Source organism: Pseudomonas sp. ICMP 460 (genome assembly GCF_002723595.1).
In the GTDB taxonomy this organism is placed as follows: domain Bacteria; phylum Pseudomonadota; class Gammaproteobacteria; order Pseudomonadales; family Pseudomonadaceae; genus Aquipseudomonas; species Aquipseudomonas kitaguniensis.
In genome coordinates this window covers 61,124-80,082 of sequence record NZ_LKBR01000017.1, presented here as the reverse complement: position 1 = coordinate 80,082, position 18,959 = coordinate 61,124, and the positions used below count along the sequence as shown (strand labels likewise).

The window sequence follows — 18,959 nt, the reverse complement described above, 5'->3', positions numbered from 1 at the left end:
CCCCTCCCGCCAGGCTGATGCGCAACCTGACGGGAAGGGCTGTAGAGCACGTGTCATGCACCGGGTTTACCCCGGCGCATTTTTGTTACGGGTCAGGCCACAAACTGCTCCGCGTAGTGGCATGCCACCTGGCGGTTATCCAACGCACGCAACTGCGGCTCTTCGCTGCTGCAACGCGCGGTCGCGTACGGGCAGCGTTTGTGGAACGCGCAGCCAGACGGCGGGTTCAGCGGGTTGGGCAGTTCGCCGACGATCTTGATCTTCGGCTTGTTCGGGTCCGGGTGAATGGTCGGGGTGGCCGACAGCAACGCCTGCGTGTACGGGTGCAGCGGGCGCGCGTAGATGTCTTCCTTGGGGCCGACTTCCACCGGGCGGCCGAGGTACATCACCATCACGTCATCGGCGACGTGTTGTACCACCGCCAGGTTGTGGGAGATGAACACGTAGGCGGTGTTGAATTCCTGCTGCAGGTCCATGAACAGATTCAGCACCTGCGCCTGAATCGACACGTCGAGGGCCGAGGTCGGTTCGTCCGCTACCAGCACTTTAGGTTGCAGCATCATCGCGCGGGCCAGGGCGATCCGCTGGCGCTGGCCACCGGAGAACATGTGCGGGTAGCGCTGGTAGTGCTCGGGGCGCAGGCCCACTTGCTTCATCATCGCCTGGACTTTCTCGCGGCGTTCGGCGGCGGACAGGTTGGTGTTGATCAACAGCGGCTCGCCGAGTTGGTCACCGACTTTCTGGCGTGGGTTCAACGAGGCGTACGGGCTCTGGAACACCATCTGCACGTCTTTGCGCAGTTGCTTGCGCTGGGCCTTGTCGGCGCCGGTGACTTCCTGGCCGGCGATTTTCAAGGAGCCCGAAGACGGCTCTTCAATCAGCGTAAGCGCACGCGCCAAGGTGGACTTGCCGCAACCCGACTCGCCCACCACGGCGAGGGTCTTGCCGGCTTCCAGTTCAAACGACACACCGTTAAGCGCGCGTACCAGGGCATGGCCCTTGAACAGGCCACGGGACACTTCGTAGTGACGGGTAAGGTCGCGGGCGGTAAGAACGACGGCCATTACGCCACCTCCTGGTTCAAGGGGTAGAAGCAACGCGCAAGGCTGTGGCTTTTCGGATCAAGGCCGGGGCGCTGCGCACGGCAGGATTCCTGCACATACGGGCAGCGCGGCGACAGCAGGCAACCCTGCGGGCGGTCATAACGACCGGGCACGATGCCCGGCAGCGTGGCCAGGCGCGTGGCGCCCAGGCTGTGCTCAGGAATCGCTTTGAGCAGCGCTTCGCTGTACGGGTGCGCCGGGATGTCGAACAACTGCGGCACCTGGCCGACTTCGACGGCTTGGCCGGCGTACATCACGCACACGCGCTGGGCGGTTTCAGCCACGACGGCGAGGTCGTGGGTGATCAGCACCAGGCCCATGTTTTGCTCTTTCTGCAGGGCCAGCAACAGCTCCATGATCTGCGCCTGAATGGTCACGTCCAACGCAGTGGTCGGCTCATCCGCGATCAGCAGTTTCGGCTCGCCGGCAATCGCCATGGCGATTGCGACACGCTGGCTCATGCCGCCAGACAATTGGTGCGGGTAGGCATCCATACGGCTTGCAGCGCCGGGGATTTCTACTTTTTCCAACAGTTCGATGGCGCGTTTGCGCGCTTGCTTGCCGGACATTTTCAGGTGCAGGCGCAGCACTTCTTCAATCTGGAAACCCACGGTGTAGCTGGGGTTCAGCGCGGTCATCGGGTCCTGGAACACCATCGCCAGGTCTTTGCCGACGATTTGGCGGCGCTGGCGGTTGCTCAGCTTGAGCATGTCCTTGCCGTCAAAGTTCAGCGCGTCAGCGGTGACGATGCCGGGGTGCTCGATCAGGCCCATCAGCGCCATCATGGTCACGGATTTACCCGAGCCAGACTCGCCAACAATCGCCAGTACTTCGCCTTTGTCGACGCTGATGTCGAGGCCATCGACCACCGGCACGGCGGTTTTGTCGCCGAAGCGCACATTGAGATTCTTGATTTCTAACAGTGACATGGGAATCTCCTCAGGCGGCGTTCTTGAGTTTCGGGTCCAGCGCATCGCGCAGGCCGTCACCCATCAAGTTGATTGCCAGCACGCTGAGCAAAATGGTCAAACCCGGCAAACTCACTACCCACCAGGCGCGTTCGATGTAGTCACGGGCCGACGCCAGCATGGTGCCCCACTCAGGGGTTGGCGGTTGTACGCCAAGGCCCAGGAAGCCCAGCGCCGCGGCATCGAGGATCGCCGAAGAGAAGCTCAAGGTGGCCTGAACGATCAGCGGGGCCATGCAGTTGGGCAGCACGGTGACGAACATCAGGCGTGGCAGGCCAGCGCCAGCGAGGCGCGCGGCCGTCACGTAGTCGCGGTTCAGTTCGCCCATCACCGCAGCACGGGTCAGACGCACATAGGACGGCAGGGACACGATGGCGATAGCGATCACGGTGTTGATCAGGCCAGGGCCGAGGATCGCCACAATCGCAACTGCCAGCAGCAGCGACGGCAGGGCCAGCATGATGTCCATCAAACGCATGATGGTTGGGCCAAGCATGCGTGGGAAGAAGCCGGCGAACAGGCCCAGCAGGATGCCCGGAATCAGCGACATGACGACCGATGACAAGCCGATCAGCAACGACAGGCGCGAGCCCTGGATCAAGCGCGAGAGCAAGTCACGGCCGAGTTCGTCGGTGCCGAGCAGAAACTGGATCTGCCCGCCTTCCAGCCACGACGGCGGGGTGAGCAGGAAGTCGCGGTATTGCTCGCTCGGGTTGTGCGGTGCCACCCAAGGGGCGAACAGTGCGCAAAACACGATGATGATCATGAATAACAGGCCGGCAACCGCGCCTTTGTTCTTCGAAAAGGCTTGCCAGAATTCTTTGTAAGGGGACGGGTACAGCAGGCTTTGATCGACTGCTACCGCTTGCGTAGGTGTGGTCATGGTCATGATCTCAGCGCTGGTGACGGATGCGTGGGTTGGCGAAGCCGTAGAGCACATCCACGACGAAGTTCACCAGGATCACCAGGCAGGCGATCAGCAGGATGCCGTTTTGCACCACCGGGTAGTCCCGTGCGCCAATCGCTTCGATCAGCCATTTGCCGATGCCGGGCCACGAGAAGATGGTTTCGGTCAGGACCGCACCGGCCAGCAGCGTGCCGACTTGCAGGCCGACCACGGTGAGTACCGGGATCAGCGCGTTACGCAGGCCGTGCACGAACACCACGCGCGCCGGCGACAGGCCTTTGGCCTTGGCGGTGCGGATGTAGTCTTCACGCAGTACTTCGAGCATTGACGAACGGGTCATCCGCGCGATCACCGCCAGCGGGATGGTGCCGAGCACGATGGCGGGCAAAATCAGGTGGTGCAGGGCGTCAAAGAACGCGTCGGGCTCGTCAGCCAGCAGCGTGTCGATCAGCATGAAGCCGGTGCGCGGCTCGATGTCGTAGAGCAGGTCGATACGCCCGGAAACCGGGGTCCAGCCCAGGCTTACCGAGAAGAACATGATCAGGATCAAGCCCCACCAGAATATTGGCATCGAATATCCCGCGAGGGAGATGCCCATCACCCCGTGGTCGAACAGGGATCCTCGTTTCAAGGCCGCGATCACCCCGGCCAACAGGCCCAGGATACCGGCGAACAACAGGGCGGCCATGGACAGTTCCAGGGTCGCCGGGAAGAGGGCGGTGAATTCGGTCCACACGCTGGTGCGGGTGCGCAGGGATTCACCGAGGTCGCCTTGGGCGAGCTTGCCTACATAGTCGAAGTATTGCGCATACAACGGCTTGTTAAGGCCAAGCCGTTCCATTGCCTGTGCGTGCATCTCGGGGTCGACGCGGCGTTCGCCCATCATGACTTCTACGGGGTCGCCTGGAATCATGCGAATTAACGCAAACGTCAGCAACGTGATGCCGAAAAACGTGGGGATCAATAACCCCAGTCGGCGGGCAATAAAACTAAACATCGTGTTGTGTACCTCAATCAGCCGGTTAGGCAGGTTCGGCACCGTCAATGTCGACGGTGCCGAGCGTCTCTTATTACTTCACCTGGGTGGTGGCGAAGTTATTTGTGGTCAGAGGGCTTTGGGTAAAACCTTCGACATTTTTGCGCATGGCGGTGAACATTTTCGGGTAAGCCATGGGAATCCATGGTTGGTCCTTGCCGAAAACGTCGAGTGCTTGTTCATAGAGTGCAGCGCGCTGGGCGGGTTCAGCAATTGCGCGCGCTTTGTCGATCAAGTCCTGAAACTCTTTGTTACACCAGCGCGCGTAGTTTTCGCCGTTTTTCGCTGCATCGCAACTCAGGTTCGGCGTAAGGAAGTTATCCGGGTCCCCGTTGTCCCCCGCCCAACCAGCGGAAACCATGTCGTGCTCGCCGTTTTTAGCGCGCTTGAGCATCTCGCCCCATTCCATGACTTTGATGTTCACTTTCAAGCCAATCTGCGCCAGATCCGCCTGCATGCGCTGGGCGCCGAGCATCGGGTTAGGGTTGGTCGGGCCGCCGCCGTTACGCGTGAACAGGGTGAACTCGGTGCCTTCCGGTACGCCGGCTTCCTTGAGCAAGGCGCGCGCCTTGTCGAGGTCACGTGGCGGGTTTTTCAGCGTGTCGTTGAAGCCCAGCAGCGTTGGCGGGTACGGGCCGGTCGCGTCGACCGCGTTGCCTTTGCCGTACAGCGAAGTGTTATAGCCGGACTTGTCGAACGCGATGTTGATGGCGTGGCGCACCCGCGCGTCGCTCATGTACTTGTGCGTGGTGTTCAAGGCGGTATAGGCGGTAGTCATTGCCGCCAGTTCCGCTACCTTCAGGTTCGGGTCGGCTTTTACGCTCGGCACGTCATCGGGTTTTGGGTACAGCGCGATCTGGCACTCGTTGGCCTTGAGCTTTTGCAGGCGCACGTTGTTGTCGGTGGTGATGGCCAAAATCAGCGGATCAGCCGGCGGCTTGCCACGGAAGTAGTCCGGGTTGGCCTTGAAACGCACTTGGGCGTCTTTGGCATAACGCGTAAAGATGAACGGCCCGGTGCCGATTGGCTTGGCGTTGAGGTCGTCGGTTTTGCCGGACTTGAGCAACTGGTCGGCGTATTCGGCGGAGTGGATCGAGGAAAACGCCATGGCCAGGTCGGACAAAAACGGTGCTTCAGGACGGCTCAGGGTGAAGACCACGGTGTGATCGTCGGTCTTGGTCACGCTTTTGAGCAGTTCCTTGAAGCCCATACTTTCAAAGTACGGGTAGCCCACGTTGGACTTGTTGTGCCAAGGGTGGTTTGGGTCCAGCTGGCGCTGGAAACTCCATAGCACGTCATCAGCGTTCAGGTTGCGCGTGGGTTTGAAGTAGTCGGTGGTGTGGAACTTGATGTCGTCTCGCAGGTGGAACGTATACGTCAGCCCATCAGCGCTGATTTCCGGCAGGTCTTTGGCCAGGGCAGGCACCACTTCGGTGGTCCCGGGCTTGAAGTCGACCAAGCGGTTGAACACGGTTTCCGCAGCGGCGTCAGCGGTCACGGCCGTGGTGTACAGGACCGGGTCGAAACCCTCCGGGCTGGCTTCGGTGCAGACCACCAAGGGTTTGGCCGAAACGCCGATCGCCACGCTCAACAGCGCAGCGGCAATGGCAGCTTGTAACGGGAGCATTTTCATTCAGAGCCCTCTGCAATCGATGGGACCAGACAAACGTGAACGGCGGGCTCGTCCTGAGCCCGCCGTTTACCTGGTGCTAATTAAAGAATGTTGAACGGGATGGTGGTAACCAGACGGAACTCACGCAGGTTGCCGTCAGACTGGTTTTCGCTGGCGCGGTGCGTTACGTACGTTGCACGAACGGTGGTCGCTTTCAGCGGGCCGCTCTGGATCGCGTACGACGAACCTACGCCGTATTCCTGGTGCTTCTCGCCGTCCTGGGACTGGATACCGTCGTACCCTTTACCGACTACGCCGCCGTTGCCGGTGTAGTGAGTACCGTCGATACCCCAGCCACGTGCCGAGTAGATGTTGAACTTCAGGCCTGGTACGCCGTATTCGGCCATGTTGATGCCGTAGGCAACCTGGAACGACTTCTCGTTCGGACCGTTGAAGTCAGACGTCAGGGAGTTGGCCAGGTAGATACCGTTGGTTTCGTGCAGGTAGTCGAAGTACTCGTTACCGTTCACGGCCTGGTACGAGAAGGTCAGGCTGTGAGCCTGGTGGGTCAGGCCGAACGACAGCGAGTAAGTGTCGTTGTCGATCTTGCCCATCAACTTTTTGCCTTCGTCGACGGTTTTGTAGTAGTTCAGGCCGGTGGTCAGGCTCAGCACTTGGCTATCGCCCAATTCATGGGTAGCGCCGAAGTAGTACTGGTTCCAGAAGTCTTTGACTTGAGCGCCGAAGGCACTGGTTTTCAGGCTTTTGAATGGCTGCCAGTTCACACCGGCGGTGTACACGTGGTCGGTTTCCACGCCGTTGGTGCTGTACTCGGTACGGAATTTAGACAGGCTTTGCTCGGAACGCGGCGATACGCGATCGAAGTAAGCGCCCTGGAACGACAGGTTGCTGAACTCTTCGCTGTTGAGCGCAAAACCTTCAAAGCTCGACGGCAGGGCACGGTTACCGATGGTGTCGATGATGCCGCTGCTGAAGTTCTGGCGACCGGCGGTCAAGGTGGTGTTCGACACACGGAACTTGACGTTGGCCAAGCCCAGTTTGCTCCACTGGCCTACTGCATCGCCGTCGGAGTCAGCCAGGGTGCGGTTGGAACCGCCCTTGATGTCACGCTTGCTCTGGTCCAGCGCCACTACGTTGTAAGCCGCAACTTCGGTTGCCACGCCCACGGTGCCTTGGGTGAAGCCCGAGGAGTAGTTAAGGATGGTGCCCTGCAGCCAGTTGGTACGGTAGGCGTCAGTACGTGCTTCACCGTGTTTCTGGTAAGTGAACTTGCCGCCGCGGAACCGCTGTTCGTTGGAGAACCAGTTACGCGTCGTGCCGCCCAGGCTTTGACCGTCGATAAAGCCTTTGGCCTCGCTTTGGGCGCTGCTGGCGGCCAAGGTGGTGGGTACGAAGTCCTGGCTCTGCGTTTCAGCGTAGGCAGTTGCCGTGATGGAGCTGATGGCCAGGGCCAGAAGCGCTTTGCTGCTCAGTTTCATGGGTGAAGCTCCTTTGGTTCTCTTTTTAATGCCGGTCTTATTAGGTGAACCGGCTATTGGGTGTGTAACTCGCTCAAGCCTTTGCAAACGTTTGCCGTGGGAAATTTCCCAACAAATGGCTGCACGTTTGCAGGAGAGTGAACATCGCTCTCCACAATCCGGTTAATTTATTAGGGTGTGATGCTGACGCCCGAGAACACATTGCGGCCGAACGGGCTGACTTTAAAACCTTCGACTTTGGCGCTTAACGGCTGGTTAACCGTCGAGTGCGCGATGGGAGTAATCGGCACCTGTGCCTTAAGCAATTGTTGCGCCTGTTTGTACAGAACAGTCCGTTGTTCGCGATCGGTGACCACTTTGGCTTGCTTGACCAGCTTGTCGTACGCCGGGTCACACCACATCGAGTAGTTGTTCCCGCCGATGGCGTCGCAGCTGTAAAGCGTGCCCAGCCAGTTGTCCGGGTCACCGTTGTCGCCGGTCCAGCCAATCAGGCTTACATCGTGCTCACCGTTCTTGGTGCGCTTGATGTATTCGCCCCATTCGTAGCTGACGATCTTGACCTTGAGGCCGATTTTGGCCCAATCGCTTTGCAGCATCTCGGCCATCAGTTTGGCGTTGGGGTTATACGGCCGTTGCACCGGCATCGCCCACAGGGTGATCTCGGTGCCTTCTTTTACACCGGCAGCCTTGAGCAATGCCTTGGCTTTTTCCGGGTTGTAGGCGGCGTCTTTGATGGTGTCATCGTAGGACCACTGCGTCGGTGGCATGGCATTCACCGCCAGTTGCCCCGCGCCTTGGTAAACAGCGTTGAGAATGCTCTGCTTGTTCACCGCCATGTCCAGCGCCTGGCGCACTTCGAGCTGGTCGAAGGGTTTGTGGCGCACGTTGTAGGCGATGTAGCCGAGGTTGAACCCAGGCTTGGTCAGCAGCTGCAGGTGCGGGTCGGCCTTGAGCGCGTCGACGTCGGCCGGGCGTGGGTGCAAGGTGATCTGGCACTCGCCGGCTTTGAGCTTTTGCACGCGCACCGACGCGTCGGTGTTGATCGCAAAAATCAGCTGGTCGAGCTTCACGCGGCTCGGGTCCCAGTACTGTTTGTTGCCCACGTAACGGATCTGCGAGTCTTTCTGGTAGCGCTGGAACACGAACGGCCCAGTGCCGATCGGCTTCTGGTTGATGTCGCTGGCTTTGCCTGCTTTCAACAATTGCTCGGCGTATTCGGCCGACAGAATCGAGGCAAAGCTCATGGCGATATTTTGCACAAACGCCGCGTCAACCGTGTTCAGGGTCATCACCACGGTGTACGGGTCGGTTTTCTCGACCTTGGCGATGTTCTTGTTCAGGCTCATCCCGTTGAAGTACGGAAACTCAGTGGGGTAGGCCTTGCGAAACGGGTGTTCGGGGTCAAGCATGCGGTTGAAGGTAAACAGCACATCATCGGCGTTGAAGTCGCGTGTCGGCTTGAACTCCTTGTTGCTGTGAAACTTCACCCCTTCGCGCAGATGGAAGGTGTAAGTCAGGCCGTCTGGCGAAATATCCCACTTGGTTGCCAGCCCAGGTACCACATTGGTCGCGCCTTTTTCGAACTCAACCAAGCGGTTGTATAACGGCTCGGCCGCGTCGTTGTCGGTGGCGGTGGTGTACTGCGCAGTGTCAAAACCTGCCGGGCTGCCTTCGGAGCAGAACACCAGGCTCTGCTTGTCGGCGGCTTGGCCCATCGTGGCCGCAGCCAAAAGGCTGGTGCCAAAAATTGCGGATAGAACGGTGGTATGGCGCATGACGATCCCGATCCTTGTTTGTAGTTGTCACCAGCGAACCATCACCCTGTCATTCGCACAGGGAGACATCACTGATCCCACACACAGCAAGTGCCTTTCTCAGAATGAAGCCTCTGCTGTCCTACGACGTTATGGGTCGCGGAGCGTGCAGTAAATGCGTCAAAACTGACTGACCTTGTAGGTAATGGAGCCGCAAGTCGCAGTTCATTACTGTAGGAAAAGTAATGAATGAGGCTGTGGCCTGTTTCCTGGGGCCTGGGCGGATGCAATAACGGCGACGTTATGAAACGTCGCCGTCAATGTTCCTTACTTGCCGCTTACGCTAACGCCGTAGAAGGAGTTCAAGCCAAATGGGCTGATCTTGAAGTCCTGCACGTTATTGCGCATGGGTTGATACACCGTCGAGTGCGCGATAGGTGTCATCGGGACTGCATCTTTGAGGATATGTTGCGCCTGCTTGTACAGCTCGGTGCGTTTGGCGACATCCGACGTGGCCTTGGCTTCTTTCACGATGCCGTCGAATTTTTTGTCGCACCATTTGGAGAAGTTGTTACCGGCCAGCGAGTCGCAGCCGAACAGCACGTTCAGCCAGTTGTCCGGGTCACCATTGTCGCCGCTCCAGCCAATGATCATGGCCTGGTTCTCACCACCTTTGGAGCGCTTGATGTACTCGCCCCACTCGTAGCTGGTGATTTTTACGTTCAGACCGATCTTCTTCCAGTCGTTTTGCAGCATTTCAGCCATCAGCTTGGCGTTCGGGTTGTACGGACGCTGAACCGGCATGGCCCACAAAACAATCTCGGTGCCTTCTTTGATGCCCGCTTCCTTGAGCAGCGCTTTGGCTTTCTCGGGGTCGAACTTGGCATCTTTGATGGTGGTGTCATACGACCACTGGGTCGGCGGCATGGCGTTGACCGCCAATTGGCCTGCGCCCTGATACACGGAGTCGATGATCTGCTGCTTGTTCACCGACATGTCGAGTGCCTGACGCACGCGCAGGTCAGCCAGCGGGTTAGGCTGGTCGCTGCCCTTGACCTTGTCCATGACGTTGTACGCGATGTAGCCCAGGTTGAAACCAGCCTGATGCGGCAGTTTCAGGTCTTTGTCTTCGCCCAGCGCCTTAAGGTCGGCCGGACGCGGGAACAGGGTGACCTGGCATTCGTTTTTCTTGAGCTTCTGGATACGCACCGACGGGTCAGTGGTGATGGCGAAGATCAGGTTATCGATCTTCACGTCTTCAGGTTTCCAGTAATCCTTGTTGCCGGTGTAACGAATGTTCGAGTCTTTCTGGTAGCTCTTGAACACGAACGGGCCGGTACCGATTGGCTTCTGGTTGATATCGGCGGCTTTGCCTTCCTTCAACAGCTGGCCTGCGTATTCGGCGGACTGGATCGAGGCGAAGCTCATGGCCAGGTTCTGGATGAAAGCCGCGTCCACGGTGCCAAGGGTGAACTTGACGGTGTGGTCATCGACTTTCTCGATGTTCTTGATGTTGGTGTCCATCCCCATGTCCGTAAAGTACGGGAACTCGGTGGGGTAGGCTTTGCGGAACGGATCGTCCTTGTTGATCATGCGGTTGAACGTGAACAGCACGTCATCGGCATTGAAGGTACGGGTCGGTTTGAAGTACGGGGTGGTGTGGAACTTCACGCCGTCGCGCAGGTGGAAGGTGTACGTCAGGCCGTCCGGGGACACGTCCCAGTTGGTCGCCAGCCCAGGAATCACAGCGGTGCCGCCGCGTTCAAACTGGGTCAGACGGTTGAACATGGTTTCGGCCGAAGCATCGAAGTCTGTTCCGGTGGTGTACTGGCCTGGGTCAAAACCGGCCGGGCTCCCTTCGGAGCAGAACACCAGGTTAGTCGCCGCGTGGGCGAAAGGAGCTGCGGCCATAAGGCCAGCGCTCACTAAGAGCGGAAGGACTGCGTGTTTGAGCATGTTGGCCTCATGATTTGTTGTCATTTTTGATGGTGAGGGCGACCTCGTGAGTCGGCCTGCGGATACTTATGCAGGGGCCATACCCATTGCAAGATGCTGAACCGTTACGAGGCTGAAAGTGTGGTACGAACGTACAGGAATGTCGCATTTATGAAAGTTTGTACATAAATGCATATATATAGAGGGTTTTTTCGGTGCGTCAGGCGCACCGAAAAGGCCCAGCCGAGGTTCGTTGCGCACTCGGTTGGGGCGTAGCTGTTACTTATCCAGACTGACACCGTAGAACGGCGTCAGTCCAAATGGACTGATTTTGAAGTCACGTACTTCCTTTCGAAGTGGCTGGAACACTGTGGAGTTCGCAATAGGCGTTATAGGTACCTGTTCCTTAAGAATTTTCTGCGCCTGTTGATACCACTTGATGCGCTGGTCGCGGTCGCTGCTGACCTTCGCTTGCTGTACCAGTTTGTCGTATTCGGGGTTACACCACTTGGCGTAGTTGCTGCCCTTGATTGCGGCACAACTGTAGAGCACGCCGAGCCAGTTATCCGGGTCACCGTTGTCGCCGGTCCAGCCATAAATCATCGCGTCGTGCTCGCCGTTTTTGGCGCGCTTGATGTATTCACCCCACTCATAGCTGACGATGTTGGCTTTGATGCCGACTTTCGCCCAATCCTGCTGGATCATTTGTGCCGACATGCGTGCATTCGGGTTGGAAGCGCGTTGTACGGTCATCGCCCACAGGTTGATCGTGGTGCCGGGTGCAACGCCTGCTTCTTTCAGTAGCGCCCGCGCCTTGGTGGGGTCGTAAGGTGCGTCTTTTATCGTCGGGTCATAAGACCACTGTGCCGGTGGTAACGCGTTCTGCGCCAATTGCCCGGCGCTCTGGTAAACCGCCTTGATGATTGCCGGCTTGTCGATGGCCATGTCCAGCGCCTGGCGCACCTTGAGCTGGTCGAGTGGCGGATGGGTCACGTTGTACGCCAGAAAGCCGAGGTTGAACCCGGCTTGTTGCAGCACGCGCAGGTTCGGGTCCTGCTTCATGACGTCGATGTCGGCGGGGCGTGGGTAACCGCTGACCTGGCATTCGCCGGCCTTGAGTTTCTGCAAGCGCGAGGCGGCGTCCGGGGTGATCGCGAACACCAGGTTGTCGAGCCTCACATCGTCGGGTTTCCAGTACTGTTTATTGGCGACGTAGCGAATCTGCGAGTCCTTCTGGTAACGCTTGAACACAAATGGCCCGGTGCCCACGGGCTTTTGATTGATGTCCGAGGCGGCGCCTTCTTTCAAGAGTTTGGCGGCGTATTCGGCGGATTGCACAGAGGCAAAACTCATCGCCAAATTTTGCACAAACGAGGCATCGACGTTGTTCAGGTTGAAACGCACGGTGTGCTCGTCAAGTTTTTCGACATTTTTGATCGTGGTGTTCAAACCCATGTCGGTGAAGTACGGCGACTCGGACGGGTAGGCCTTGCGAAACGGGCTGTCGGCATCCAGCAGGCGATTGAAGGTGAACAGCACGTCATCCGCGTTGAAGTCGCGGGTAGGCGTGAAGTAGTCGGTGGTGTGGAACTTGACGCCATCACGCAAATGGAAGGTGTAGGTCAGGCCGTCGTTGGATACATCCCAGCGTGTGGCCAGGCCAGGTTCGACTTCGGTGCCGCCACGCTTGAACTGGGTCAGGCGGTTAAACACGGTTTCGGCCGAAGCATCGAAATCAGTGCCGCTGGTGTACTGGCTGGGGTCGAAGCCGGCGGGGCTGGCTTCGGAGCAGTAGACCAAGGTGCTGGCGGCGTGGGCCATCGGCATGAATGCCATCAAGCCTGCTGCGAGGAGGAGCGGTTTTAACGCGATTCTTTCCATGGAGACCCCTGAAATGGCAGGCCTATATATGGCCTGAACAAAAACGACGGTCACCGAGGTTACCGCCGTTCAGGGGGCGCAGAAAGAGCGGTGTGCTGATCAGTTCAGCGTGGGGGTGATTTCTATACGGGTAGGCGCTGAGGGTTCTATGTCATAGCCGTCGCTGTCAATGCTATTGCTGGCCCTTATAGTGATCGGTCTTGAGGCTTTTGCAGTCACGTCCTTGAGTGTTTCAAGTTCGCCGTCCAGTTCCAGTTTGGTCAGGATAAAATCGGATTTTGCCGTGACAGTGGTTATCTCACTGTGCGGGTCATAGTCGATGTAGTAGTGGGGATCTCTGCCGCTGGCGTAAATAGTGTCTTTGAATCGAGAGGTCTGAAACTCTTCCGGGGCAGCGCCGAGTAACCATTGATTGGCCACTTCGGAAATTCGTGCTCTTAGTGCCGGATCGGGGATCGCGTTCTCAAATTTCTCAATAGCGTTGTGTATGAGGGTGTCGAGTTCTTCAGTGGTTAACTTGGTGCCTCTTGCCAGCTGAATCGCTTTTACCTCTGCGGGAATGTCAATTTCCAGCGAGACCCCGTCTGGCGTGTTCACGGTGAACGCGCTGCGGTTTATATCCTTAATAAATTGTTCACTGTATGAGCTGGTGCCGAACGCTGACGCGCTGGCTGTCGGGTGCGGCGTGGCATGCGCCGGGTTTTCCTCAGTTGACCAGGAAATCTGCGGTACGCTCTCACCCTTATCGTTTACTGCAATGCCATAGGTGTACTCATGTTCGGCAGGATTAAGGTATTTATCCAGCGTTGTTGCGCCGTTCATTTTTGCCCCGTCTATTTCTAGAAACTGCGCCGATATCAGCGTGTTCTTGGGTTCGATACTGGGGGTTGGCGAATTTGAGCGCTGCCAGGGCCATGGCGCGCCGCCATCTGCCGGTGCGCGGAGCCAATCGCCATCGCGTCCTGCTGTTATCACTGCCAGGTTCGCGCGAGTCTTTGGATCAATAATTTTGGCCAGGCCTTCGCCCGACCTGTAGCGACCGGATATTTCAAATACCCTGCTGGTGTTTGTTTCATCGGTAAGGCGCACGAATTGACGGAAGATACCGCTGCTGTCGGTCATTCGATAAACGCCCATCGCGTCGCGGGTGGCATTGCTTATCAACTGTTCACCGTCAGCGACGGCATAAGGTTCCATGAGGATCAGTGACCGGGAGACAGGCACAATCGTTGGCACAGGCCTGTTGAACACGGGATTGTTACCGGAAGGGCCTGGCTGTGGTTCCTCGCCGTCTATCGACGGATGAGGGGCTGGTGGGCTTAGCTCGTTCGATTGAATCACGCTATCGTTAGACGCCGTAGGCGCTCGCACCAAATCAAAATCGCGGGTCTGCTCATTAAGTCTCCAGCTGTAACTTTTCGGTGTAGAGGGTTCCAATGCTATGGGTAAATCACCCAGCCCGGTCTCTATTGCCGCGGGCGCAAGTTCGTGTGCGAGTTGCAAGGCTGATATGACCGCTGCGGCGTTCCCACCGACGCGGTCGTCGGCCGTCATGCCATGCAGGGAGTCATGAATGCCGAAGACAATATTGCCCGTGTTGCCCACGATGGGAACGTAACCGAAGGTGTTGCTCCACAGGTCTTTGGCGCCTTTCCAATTTTGCTGCGAGGAACCAAATACCTCGGTTTGGTCTGCCCACACTGCGTTTTTGGTGTTGACCTCCTGATAACTGGCAGCAATACCGTTGTTCAAGTTGCCGAAGTTTAAATAATAATCGGCGTCGCGTGATTGGGTATAGTTAAAGGTTTCCCACACCGGTACATCTTTATCGGAGAGCGCGCCGGAACGCCCGCGGTAGGTGGCAAGATTACCGATAATAAGATTGTCGAGCACATCTGCAGCCTTTGGCCAGTGCGAGTTTTTACCGCCTTGCCGGTCGCTGGCATTGAAGCTACGCACTATTGCACTGCGGTTGTTTTTAGCCCAGTCGGCAAAGTCCTTATCGCCGTGTATTTCAGTGACCGTGCCATTCTTTAAATCAATCATCAGGCCTTTATTCGGGCGGTGGTCGTAATCGCCGTGGTAGTTGACCTCGGGCACAAAGGCATACCCTGCCATTGGGTAGCCGAATATATTGGGAATGACCACATTGCCAAGTTTATCAAGTGTGCGGTCGATGGCGTCTCGACTGCCCGGTGTCAGTTTTTCAAAACTGGCCTTGTCGCTACGCAGGCTTTGTAAAGTGCCCCGCACTACATACGCGTCGGCTTTACCCGAGCGCTTTGCCAATGCACCCGACACATCCCGCAGGGGCTCGGATATCTCATTTTCCCAATGGTCCTGAAGTTTGCTGCCCACCGACTCCAGGTCCTCAACCCGGCTTTTGTCTTTTTGCTCGATATGCATGGAGTGGAAATTAACCGGACCGCCTCGCGGTGTTTTATCGTGCGCCAGCGCACCCGCTGCAACTTCCCATGCAAAGTAGCTGCGTTCAACACGGCTTGTCAGCGTCGTCGGGCTCCCTACGCCGACATAGGTGTTGAGCGTAACCGTGATTTTCTCCTGCGGGTCGAACCCTGCGGCCAATACCCCACCGCTGAAGTAACTCGCAGGCTGCAGGAACTGACGACTCTGCTGGAATTTGAGATTGCTCTCGCCTTCGCTACCGCTTTCTATGTTGGCGAGCTGCTGCACGATACGACCCGCGTACGCTTCGGTCAGTTGCAGTCGCTCTTTTTGTGTCATGTTCGTGTTGGGCGGCGTGGCTGTGGTTGACCCATAAATGACGTGCTTGGCCGCATCGGACTCATGCGTGGGGCCAAGCGCTGAGGCGTCAATTGACCGCGTGTGGCGTGCAAGAGAGGGTGTTGAGGTCGTTGAACTCGACAGCTCGGCGGTTAAAGGTGGCAGGGGTATTGCTAACGTTTGTGATAGGTAAGACGGACTTATATTCATGTTCAGCTCGTTCTACTCATGGGGGTTATAAAGATGATCGATCAGTGCAGCGTCATAGCGACGGTTCTATAGCGCAGTGCGAGTCGGTGATTTTTAGTGAGAGCCCCTGATGATCTCGCCATCAATTTATTAATGTTTGCGTTGCTGTGATTTAGATAAATGACAGCAGTAAGTTGCTCTGGTACTTAGGCGTTACTGACAGATGGGTGGCCGAGTGAATGCGCCTGGTTCCACAGCGGGCGGCAAAAAAAGTTTATAAGTACCGGCCTACAGCCGTCGAAAAAAAACCTACGTTTAGTTGCGAATATCGGACCTGTCGTTGAATGTTCAGTCGTACACTTAGTTAAAGTTTCATGTGGCGACATCCACCACTTTTAATGCGCTACGGCGCGTTATTACAGGTGCTGTGGGTATAAAAACAGAGCGTTGCACAGTGCGTCGAAGGCGCTGGGGGATCAAAGGTGTCAGGCGGCGGTTCAGCCAAGTCCGTTCCACTAAACTGCGCACAAAAAAACGGCGCAAACCTTTAGGCTGCGCCGCTTTTGAGTCGCAAAAAACCTTATTGCAGCACTTCAATCACTCCGTCGGCGCTCATGCTCACCTGGCTGGTACCTGCCTCCACTTGCGGCGTCGGCGCCGAATCCATCATGGCGGCTTTCAGCATCATCCCGCCGCGGGCGAATGGCTGTGGGTAGCCGTTGGTGTTGAAGTTCAGATTGACGATCTTGTAACCCTTGCCGCCCAGCGCATCGGTCGCCAATTGCGCGCGCGCCTTGAACGCGCCCACCGCTTCCTTGAGCAAGGCATCTTCGCTGGCCTTGCGTGTGGTATCGGCGATCGCGAAGTCCATGTTTTCCATTTTCAGGGTATTCAGCAGTTCGCCGGTGAGCTTGGAGAGTGCCGGGAAGTCCGCGCTTTCCAGGCGCAGTTCGGCGCGTTCACGCCAGCCGGTGATCTTCTGGTTCTTGTTGTCGTAGATCGGGTAGCTGTTGCGGCTGCCCTGGCGCAGGGTTACGCCTTTAACTTCGCGCGCCTCGCCAAGCGCCTTGTTCATCGTAGTAGTGACTTCGGCGGCGAGCTTGGCCGGGTCGCTGTTCTGCGACTCGGTGTACAGCGTGACGATCATCTTGTCGCGGGCAACTTCTTGGCTGACCTCGGCGCGCAGGGAAATCTGGTTGTAATTCAATGCATCGGCGGCCATGGCCGGAAGGCTGGCCACGGCGCTTGCGCTGAGGGTCAGAACGGCTGCAGTGCGAGTGAAACGAGACATGGAAGCTCCTTAAGGAATGCGTATCGGGTATGACTGTAGACGGGGGTATCGGGTTCTTCGGGTTTACACATTCACTACGGTTGGCAGGGCGCCGACGAACGGTAGTTTGCCGGCCTGCGTCAAAGGGCCACACACCCAATGCCCTGGGCGGCGCTTCGTTTATACTCCTGCCGATCCGCCTGCAGCGCTCACCGGGAGAGCTCATGCTCGCCGCCGTAAAACTGACTTCCGCCACACGCCAGAATCTTTGGCGCCTGACGTTCATTCGCACCCTGGTACTGGCCGCACAGGCCGGCTCCGTCGGTCTCGCGTATTGGTTCGACCTGCTGGCGCTGCCGTGGCTGCCACTGGGCGTGACCCTCGGTTTCTCCACTGTGCTGTGTGTGTTCACGGCCATTCGGCTGCGTACCACTTGGCCTGTGACCGAACTGGAATACGCCCTGCAACTGGCCTGCGATCTGTTTATTCACAGTGTGTTGCTTTATTTCTCAGGTGGTTCCACCAACCCCTTCGTTTCTTATTATCTGGTGCCACTGACCATCGCCGCTGTGACCTTGCCGTGGCGCTATTCGGTGGTGCTGTCGGGCATCGCGCTGACCCTGTACACGCTGCTGCTGGCGCGTTTCTACCCGCTGCAAACGTTCCCCATCGCGCGCGAGAACCTGCAGATCTACGGGATGTGGCTGAGCTTTGCGCTGTCTGCTGCGGTCATCACCTTTTTTGCCGCGCGCATGGCTGAAGAGCTGCGCCGGCAGGAGGAGTTGCGCGCCATTCGCCGGGAAGAGGGCCTGCGTGACCAGCAACTGCTGGCCGTGGCCACCCAGGCGGCCGGCGCCGCGCATGAACTCGGCACACCGCTGGCGACCATGAGCGTACTGCTCAAGGAAATGACCCAGGACCATCATGACCCGGCCCTGCAAGACGACCTCAGCGTGTTGCAGGAGCAGGTCAAGCAGTGCAAGCAGACCTTGCAGCAACTGGTGCGCGCCGCCGAAGCCAATCGCCGCCTGGCGGTTGAAATGCAGGACGTGACCCACTGGCTCGACGAAGCCCTGAACCGCTGGCACCTGATGCGCCCCGAGGCCAGTTATCGTTTTCACCTGCTGGGCCAGGGCAGCGTGCCGCGCATGGCGCCGCCGCCGGATCTGACTCAAGCGCTGCTCAACCTGTTGAACAACGCCGCCGACGCCTGCCCCGAAGGCCTCGGCGTGCAGCTCGACTGGGATGCGGAAAACGTCACCATCAGCATTCGTGACCACGGTGCGGGCGTGCCGTTGGCCATTGCCGAGCAGATCGGCAAGCCATTTTTTACCACCAAGGGCAAAGGCTTCGGCCTCGGCCTGTTTTTGAGCAAGGCCAGCGTGACCCGCGCGGGCGGCTCAGTGAAGCTCTATAGTCACGAGGAAGGCGGCACGCTCACCGAGCTGCGCCTGCCGCGTGTCGCACGAGGAGATATCGATGAGTGACGAGATCCAAGTCGAAGGCGAAGAACTGCCGCACCTGTTGCTGGTAGATGACGACGCCACTTTTACCCGCGTCATGGCGCGCGCCATGAGCCGTCGCGGCTTTCGCGTGAGCACCGCAGGCTCGGCCGAAGAAGGCCTGACCATCGCCCAGGCCGACCTGCCGGACTACGCCGCGCTCGACCTGAAAATGGACGGCGACTCTGGCCTGGTGTTGCTGCCCAAGTTGCTGGAACTCGACCCGGAAATGCGCGTGGTAATCCTTACCGGTTATTCCAGCATTGCCACCGCCGTCGAAGCCATCAAGCGCGGCGCCTGCAACTACCTGTGCAAACCGGCGGATGCCGACGACGTGCTGGCGGCCTTGCTGTCTGAACACGCCGACCTCGACACGCTGGTGCCGGAAAACCCGATGTCGGTGGACCGGCTGCAATGGGAGCACATCCAACGCGTGCTGACCGAACACGAGGGCAATATCTCTGCCACCGCGCGCGCCCTCGGCATGCACCGGCGTACCCTGCAACGCAAGCTGCAGAAGCGCCCGGTACGTCGCTGAACGCCGGTTGAACGAACTGC

General features: G+C 58.2%; 13 protein-coding genes. 2 read left to right on the top strand and 11 right to left on the bottom strand.

What is annotated here, in order from left to right:
• Positions 1 to 92: 92 nt before the first annotated feature.
• The 11 genes from AO240_RS14235 to AO240_RS14185 all read right to left on the bottom strand — a co-directional run bounded on the left by AO240_RS14235 (position 93) and on the right by AO240_RS14185 (position 16,920).
• Positions 93 to 1,064 (bottom strand): peptide ABC transporter ATP-binding protein, encoded by a 972-nt coding sequence (locus AO240_RS14235; protein ID WP_099237009.1) that lies wholly within the window; start codon positions 1,062 to 1,064, stop codon positions 93 to 95.
• Positions 1,064 to 2,032, bottom strand: coding sequence for an ABC transporter ATP-binding protein (locus tag AO240_RS14230; RefSeq protein ID WP_058414374.1), 969 nt, complete (start codon positions 2,030 to 2,032; stop codon positions 1,064 to 1,066). The genes AO240_RS14235 and AO240_RS14230 overlap by 1 nt, the downstream gene beginning before the upstream one ends.
• Positions 2,033 to 2,042: 10 nt before the next feature.
• The gene (locus tag AO240_RS14225) at positions 2,043 to 2,954 is read right to left on the bottom strand and encodes an ABC transporter permease subunit (protein ID WP_099237008.1); all 912 of its coding nucleotides are present in this window, start codon (positions 2,952 to 2,954) and stop codon (positions 2,043 to 2,045) included.
• 10 nt (positions 2,955 to 2,964) lie between these two features.
• Positions 2,965 to 3,975, bottom strand: coding sequence for an ABC transporter permease subunit (locus AO240_RS14220; RefSeq protein ID WP_058414409.1), 1,011 nt, complete (start codon positions 3,973 to 3,975; stop codon positions 2,965 to 2,967).
• Positions 3,976 to 4,048: 73 nt separating this feature from the next.
• Positions 4,049 to 5,647 (bottom strand): ABC transporter substrate-binding protein, encoded by a 1,599-nt coding sequence (locus tag AO240_RS14215; protein ID WP_099237007.1) that lies wholly within the window; start codon positions 5,645 to 5,647, stop codon positions 4,049 to 4,051.
• A gap of 80 nt (positions 5,648 to 5,727) precedes the next feature.
• The gene (locus AO240_RS14210; RefSeq protein WP_099237006.1) at positions 5,728 to 7,125 is read right to left on the bottom strand and encodes an OprD family porin; all 1,398 of its coding nucleotides are present in this window, start codon (positions 7,123 to 7,125) and stop codon (positions 5,728 to 5,730) included.
• Between the two features lie 170 nt (positions 7,126 to 7,295).
• A complete protein-coding gene (locus tag AO240_RS14205; protein ID WP_058414370.1) occupies positions 7,296 to 8,900 on the bottom strand; it encodes an ABC transporter substrate-binding protein in 1,605 nt (534 codons plus the stop codon).
• A gap of 306 nt (positions 8,901 to 9,206) precedes the next feature.
• Positions 9,207 to 10,835: an ABC transporter substrate-binding protein gene (locus tag AO240_RS14200; RefSeq protein WP_099237005.1), complete on the bottom strand. Its 1,629-nt coding sequence runs from the start codon at positions 10,833 to 10,835 to the stop codon at positions 9,207 to 9,209.
• A 258-nt stretch (positions 10,836 to 11,093) separates the two neighbouring features.
• Positions 11,094 to 12,695, bottom strand: coding sequence for an ABC transporter substrate-binding protein (locus AO240_RS14195; RefSeq protein ID WP_099237004.1), 1,602 nt, complete (start codon positions 12,693 to 12,695; stop codon positions 11,094 to 11,096).
• A 99-nt stretch (positions 12,696 to 12,794) separates the two neighbouring features.
• Positions 12,795 to 15,650, bottom strand: coding sequence for a hypothetical protein (locus tag AO240_RS14190; protein WP_256585951.1), 2,856 nt, complete (start codon positions 15,648 to 15,650; stop codon positions 12,795 to 12,797).
• A gap of 559 nt (positions 15,651 to 16,209) precedes the next feature.
• Positions 16,210 to 16,920, bottom strand: a complete 711-nt coding sequence (locus AO240_RS14185) for an SIMPL domain-containing protein (protein ID WP_099237003.1) — start codon at positions 16,918 to 16,920, stop codon at positions 16,210 to 16,212.
• A 203-nt stretch (positions 16,921 to 17,123) separates the two neighbouring features.
• On the opposite strand from AO240_RS14185, the gene AO240_RS14180 reads away from it, so the two are divergent.
• Positions 17,124 to 18,386, top strand: coding sequence for an ATP-binding protein (locus AO240_RS14180; RefSeq protein ID WP_099237002.1), 1,263 nt, complete (start codon positions 17,124 to 17,126; stop codon positions 18,384 to 18,386).
• Entirely contained in the window at positions 18,379 to 18,939 is a 561-nt protein-coding gene (locus tag AO240_RS14175) for a response regulator transcription factor (RefSeq protein ID WP_003171731.1), read from the top strand. Before AO240_RS14180 ends, AO240_RS14175 begins: the two co-directional genes overlap by 8 nt.
• Positions 18,940 to 18,959 lie beyond the last annotated feature (20 nt).